This is a genomic window from Dethiosulfatibacter sp., from assembly GCF_983023055.1.
Window position 1 is genome coordinate 1 of the sequence record NZ_CEZJXU010000015.1, and the last position, 5,909, is coordinate 5,909.

Here is a 5,909-nt window from a genome sequence, read left to right on the forward strand (position 1 = left end):
CCCATTCCACCATTAAGTGAAACAGCATCGTATCCCAATAGTCTCAATCCTGCAGTAGTTTGACCTGCAGTTTGTCCTGTATAGCAATAAACAACAATTTTCTTGTCCATTGGAAGGTCTGCAAAGTTTTCCTGCATTCCAGCTCCAAATGCCATTTGCTCAGCACCTGCAATGTGTCCTTCTGCATAATCAGCTTCACTTCTGATAGAAAGAATATAAATACTATCATCCATGTTGTCCATCATTTCTCTCAAGCTAGCTTCAGAGATCTTGTAATTACCAAAAGTAGTACCTTTTACATCAGCAAGTCCTGCATAGTATGCAGTCAAAGCGTCCTGGATTTCAGGTGTCACTTCGTACTCGTCAGCGCCAAATTCATTAGCATCCATTTCAAGGAATGCTTCATAACCATCAACTTTAGATATACCAAAGTTGAATCCCAGGTTTACAGATATAGCATTAATTCCTGCAGCATTCAGTGTCATTACAGCCTGTCCTGCAGTTTGTCCTGAATAGCAGTATACATAAACTGTTTTGTCTTGAGGTATAAATTTCAAGTTTTCAGCTATTGCAGGTCCCCAAGGTGCATTTACAGCGCCCTTTACGTGTCCTGCAGCGTAAGCATCAGCTTGTCTGATATCAAGAATGAACATATCTTCGCCTTCTGCAACCTTGTCAAGGAAAGCATCTTGCTTGATCTTGTAGATACCATCTGGCATTTCAGCAAAGTAAGCGTTAACCGCATCCGCTAATACGTCTTCCGACGGTGCCTCTGGTTCTACTGGAGTTTCTGTTTCTACTGGTGTCTCTGGTTCCGTTGGTGCTTCAGTTTCTGGTGAACAAGCCACCATGCTGAATACCATAGCTAATACTGTTAATAGTACCAAAAATCTTTTTAATGTTTTATTCATGTTCTCCTCCTTATTTAAATAATAGTTTAACTATTATCCTGACTATTTGAGTTTACAGGTGTAGAATTATCTGCTGGTGTATCTGAAGGTGCATCCTTATCGGCACTCCACTCCACCCACGCTCCGTCATAGAGCTTGATATTTCTGTAACCTGCATTCCATAAGGCAACAAAAGTTTCTGCTCCCCTTATAGAAGTCTTGCAGTACAATACTGCTGTCGTTTCTGGTTCAAGTCCTTTTTCAATGTACGTGATTTGAATATCTCTTGAAGACTTTATAGTCTTGTCATTGTGATTATTTTTAAGGTATTCAATGTGTACGGACCCTGGTATAGTTCCTGCATTAAATTCTTCAAAAGATCTTGTATCGATTAGCATCATGTTTGCATCAGGTTCATTTACCTGTGCTTCGATATCTGCTTTGGTTGCAATATAATCTTCATTTAAATCAGTAGCTGTAAATTCAGCTTTTGTAATTACAGAAGCCATATCCGAACAAGATGCACCGGCTGCTTCTAATGCTGTAAGTCCACCACTCACTACTTTAACATTGTCATGTCCGTAGACCTTCAATGTCCACCATAATCTTGATGCATCCATGTTATTCTTATTGTCATAAGCAATAACCATTGTGTCGTTTGATATTCCTCTGCTTCCCATTACATTTTCTATAGTTTCCTTTGGAGCTACCATGTTACTGAATGGTTCATTCACATTAATGTCACTTCTTTGAATGTTAACCGAATTCTCAACATGATTTTTGTTATAATCACTTTCGTCCTGCATATCTACAAGTATTACGTTCCCGTCAGCCATCATAGCCAAAGCATCCTCTGCTAAAACAACAGCAGTATCAGTTTCTGCAAAATCATAGGATGCACATCCAGTTAATCCCATTGCAGATACAAGAACCATACATAATACTAGTAATAACGATAATTTACGCATATGCCGTCCTCCATCCATAATTTTATTGATTCGAGTTTTTCATTTGTTTCAAGATTGTTTCAAGATTGTTTCAAGATTGTTTAATAATACTCACTTGAAGATTGTTAAATAATATACAATAATTATAAATCATAACGTTTACTTGTGGATATCACATTTTTTAATATAGCATTTGAATAGATAATATAGTTTTATATTACTACATTTTTTAGTATAATAGTATTAAATATAACATTTTGGAGTTAAAAACATGAACCCATTAAAAAACAAGGCTAAATATTTCCTAGAAAACCCCATATTACTGTATATATTTGTTTATCTATTAATTAACATACTTTTCCTTGACAACTTCCCTTTTGTCCATTCCGACGAAAGTTGGTTAAGCGGATTGTCACGAAATTATCTTGAATCAGGATCACCGGCTGTTACGGAAACTTTTTTCAATACCTATCCAAGATTCCCACATGGAATAAAAATAATATTTCATTATATTCAATCGGCTTTTATTTTTCTACTGGGGTACTCCCCTTTCACAATACGCCTCGTATCATTGCTTTCATCATGTGGAGCCCTTTACATCTTTTACCTGATCAACTATAGAAAAACAAAGGATTTAAGCTTTGCCTTAATTTCAACTGTAGTGCTGTCTTTGGATATCCAATATATCTATGCTTCTCATTTTGCAAGACAGGAAATCATAATACTTTTTCTTATGCTTTTTTGCTATTACATTTATTACACCAGTATTTCTTCCACACTAAAATCTCTAATTCTTGCTATATTAACAGGTATTGCCATAGGATTTCATCCCAACGCACTCTTTATTGCCGCTATGACCGGATTACTTTATCTCTACGACATATTAGTTGTCAAAAGAGAAAAAGCACCTTCACTGGCAATATATGTACTAGTTACAGGAATCATTGCATCTATCTTTGTAATCCTGAGTTTCTCCTTTGATTCAGATTTCATATATCACTATAAAAATTTCGGTGACCAATTTGGAGTACTGGAGACTTCATCCACAAAGCTTGCTACACTTAAATATTTCTATCTCAAACTTTATTATTCAGTAAGCGGCACCTACTATACACCCTATATCAAATTTCAGTTCTGGATCTTTATTTTTTCAATTGCCGGCGCATTATACTGCATAGTCAGAAATAAAAATGAATACTATCTTTCAGGGCTTCTCCTTTGTATAGTTGGAATAAATATAACCTTCGTGGTTATAGGCAGATATAATCAAACAAGCATGGTGTTCCTGGTACCTTTTATGTGGCTCATATATCTCAATCTGGTGAACAGGACCAATGTCAAAAGACTCATGACCATGGCCACCTGCTCTCTACTATTTTATTTTTCTATTTTCAATATCTATCCATATATTAACAACGACTACAAGGATTATATTGACAATATCTCTGAAATAGTATCCCCTGAAGACAAGGTTCTTTGCAATCTAAATGCAGAATTCTATTTTGACAACGGCAGCCTTTTAGATTATAGAAACCTGCACTATTTGAAGTACAATGATATAACCTTTGAAAAATACATATATTCAAACAACATAGAATACATAATCTATCCGGAAGAAATGGACTTCATATTTGATCATCGTCCAGTATGGAACGGCGTCTATGGCAATCTATACTATTATTACAATGACATGAACAGTTTCCTCGAAGATAAATGCACACTTGAAATAGAATTTACAAGCCCTTATGCAATGAGAATTGTGCGGTACATGGATTCCGAGGAATGGTCAGTTAAAATCTACAAGGTATTACACTAATCAAAACTGAAACTCAGTAACATGGATTTTTCTAAAACACATGCTTTCTGTTATCTCTGAATATGAATTAAAAATCCCTGCAGTAAGTTAATACTCGCAGGGATTTCATTTACTTTAATTATTTTACTGATGCCAGTATTGAATCTGCAGTGATGTCAGTAACATATTCAGCTACTTTTCCATCCTTAACGATTGCAACGTATGGGTATTCAGTTTTTCCAAGCCTCTTAGCAAGTCCATCAGACTTGTAAACATCAATCTTGCAGAAATTGAAATCAGCATTATGCTTTTCATTCAATTCCTCTATCAATGGAAGAAGCTCTCTTTGCTCAGACTCGATAGCATTGTATACATAAATAGCTCCGTTCTTATCTTTCTTCATGATTGTCTCTTCAAACACTTCAGTTTCAGCAATATATTTTTCAGCTGCAAATCCTGCAATAGCTCCGTCACCAACAGCTGTAGCAACCTGCTTAAGCCATTTTTCTCTAACGTCTCCACATGAGAATACACCTTTTAAATTCGTTTCCATTCTGTCATTTGTAAGAATGTATCCTTGTGGTGTAAGATCTATCTGATCCTTGAACATTTCAGTATTTGGAATGTATCCTATAAATTCGAAACAGTTGTCACATTTCACAGGTACAAGCTTGTTAGCCTTAAGGTCCTTAAGAACTACTGTGTCAAGATGTTCTTCACCTTCAAATGATTCAGCAACAGAATTCCATACAAATTCCATCTTTGGATTTGCAAGTGCTGCTTCCTTAGCTATTTCATTGCAGTCCATAATTCCTTCATCATGCATTACAGATACTATAACCTTCTTTGCAAACTTAGTAAGGAACATGCCTTCTTCTATAGCTGCATCTCCACTTCCTATAACAACTACAGTCTTGTCAGTATTTGATGCAGCATCACATGTTGCACAGAATGATATACCCTTGTCAAACAGGTAATTCTCCTCATTCTTAGCCTTTGTAATACGAGGTCTTCCACCAGTTGCAAGAATTACGGTCTTAGCAATATATTTGTTTCTGAAAGTTTCAACTACCTTCTCTTCACCTTCAAGTTCAACTTTTTGAACTTCAGTCAATTTAAATTTAACACCCATTTTCTTTGCCTGAGCCTTCATTTCATTAGTTATATCTTCGCCTTTAGGACTGTTTGGAAATCCTGGATAGTTCTCAATTTCATTTGTATATGTTGCAAGTCCACCAACCAAAGCCTTCTCTAGAATTAATGTCTTCAGTCTTGCTCTAGCACTGTAGATTGAAGCTGTAAGTCCTGCAGCACCCGCTCCTATAACAACCACGTCATAATATTCAACTTTCTTTTCTCTTGCCATATCTATATAACCTCCATTATTTTTTAAAAAATTATTGGTACTAATTATGCTTGCATTAAGCAAGCATAATCATCATTATTCTTTATTAGTAAACAATATCCGCTTTGTCTTTGCTTTAGAAAGTTATTATTTTATAAAATTACTTGATGCGTTGTAATCTTATGTTAAGGTAAACTTTCCTTCGCAGCAATACCCGCTATAGCGGGTAACGCGACATAGTCGCTTTGCTTACATAAAGTATTTTACAAGTAGCTTGCTTCCTGCAACTGCTCCGAAGAACATGAAGAAAGCAAATACCCATCCTGAGAAGGAAAGTGAAGATATTCCGCTAAACAATGCACCAATATTACATCCTCCTGCGATTCTAGCTCCGTATCCCATCAAAAGTCCACCTAAAACGGCAGCCACTATCTGTTTCTTTGATTTAATCTTTTTAATCTTAAACTGTGAAGCCATCAAAGATGCAAAAAGTGCTCCAAATATTATACCTATATTTCTCATAGTTCCTGCATGGTTCATGAACCCTGCTTCAAGAGTTCTTTGCGCTCCTTCACTGCTGAAATAATACCATTTATCAACACTTCCACCTACTGCTTCAAACAACCAGGCTCCCCAGTTTGCCAAAACTCCTGAAACTCCCCATGGATTTCCTGTAATTCCAAATGTAATTATTTGAAAAATCGAAAGCAGGATCGCTCCTGTTACATATGTATAAGGTGTTTTGAACCATTTTTTAAAGAACACATTGTCTCTAAGTTTTTTCAAGAATTCCAAAACTACACCTCCATTTAAATTTGTGGATCAATAACTGTCTATTAATTATTTAGCCTTTTCGATGATTATTTCCCACTCACCGTCATCTACTTCTTCGATATCAACAAAGTGTCCTTCTTTTCTTGCCCACTCAGGTA

At 35.9% G+C, this 5,909-nt stretch carries 5 protein-coding genes; 1 reads left to right on the forward strand and 4 read right to left on the reverse strand.

Annotated features, from left to right (window positions below):
- On the reverse strand, positions 1 to 911 hold a 911-nt coding region (locus tag AC3AX0_RS01490; RefSeq protein ID WP_487548531.1), incomplete at its 3' end, for a rhodanese-like domain-containing protein.
- Between the two features lie 26 nt (positions 912 to 937).
- Complete coding sequence (locus AC3AX0_RS01495; protein ID WP_487548532.1) at positions 938 to 1,858, reverse strand: sulfurtransferase; 921 nt, start codon at positions 1,856 to 1,858, stop codon at positions 938 to 940.
- Between the two features lie 250 nt (positions 1,859 to 2,108).
- On the opposite strand from AC3AX0_RS01495, the gene AC3AX0_RS01500 reads away from it, so the two are divergent.
- On the forward strand, positions 2,109 to 3,653 hold the full coding sequence (locus AC3AX0_RS01500; protein ID WP_487548533.1) for an ArnT family glycosyltransferase: 1,545 nt from the start codon (positions 2,109 to 2,111) through the stop codon (positions 3,651 to 3,653).
- 118 nt (positions 3,654 to 3,771) lie between these two features.
- Here the strand turns inward: AC3AX0_RS01500 and AC3AX0_RS01505 are convergent, their stop codons facing one another.
- The gene (locus AC3AX0_RS01505; RefSeq protein ID WP_487548534.1) at positions 3,772 to 4,998 is read right to left on the reverse strand and encodes an FAD-dependent oxidoreductase; all 1,227 of its coding nucleotides are present in this window, start codon (positions 4,996 to 4,998) and stop codon (positions 3,772 to 3,774) included.
- Between the two features lie 228 nt (positions 4,999 to 5,226).
- Positions 5,227 to 5,772, reverse strand: coding sequence for a YeeE/YedE thiosulfate transporter family protein (locus AC3AX0_RS01510; RefSeq protein WP_487548535.1), 546 nt, complete (start codon positions 5,770 to 5,772; stop codon positions 5,227 to 5,229).
- Between the last annotated feature and the right edge of the window lie 137 nt (positions 5,773 to 5,909).

Coding starts and splice junctions, on each gene's coding strand:
- AC3AX0_RS01495 (WP_487548532.1), bottom strand. CDS start 1,858: ATGCGTAAATTATCGTTATTACTAGTATTATGTATGGTTCTTGTATCT.
- AC3AX0_RS01500 (WP_487548533.1), top strand. CDS start 2,109: ATGAACCCATTAAAAAACAAGGCTAAATATTTCCTAGAAAACCCCATA.
- AC3AX0_RS01505 (WP_487548534.1), bottom strand. CDS start 4,998: ATGGCAAGAGAAAAGAAAGTTGAATATTATGACGTGGTTGTTATAGGA.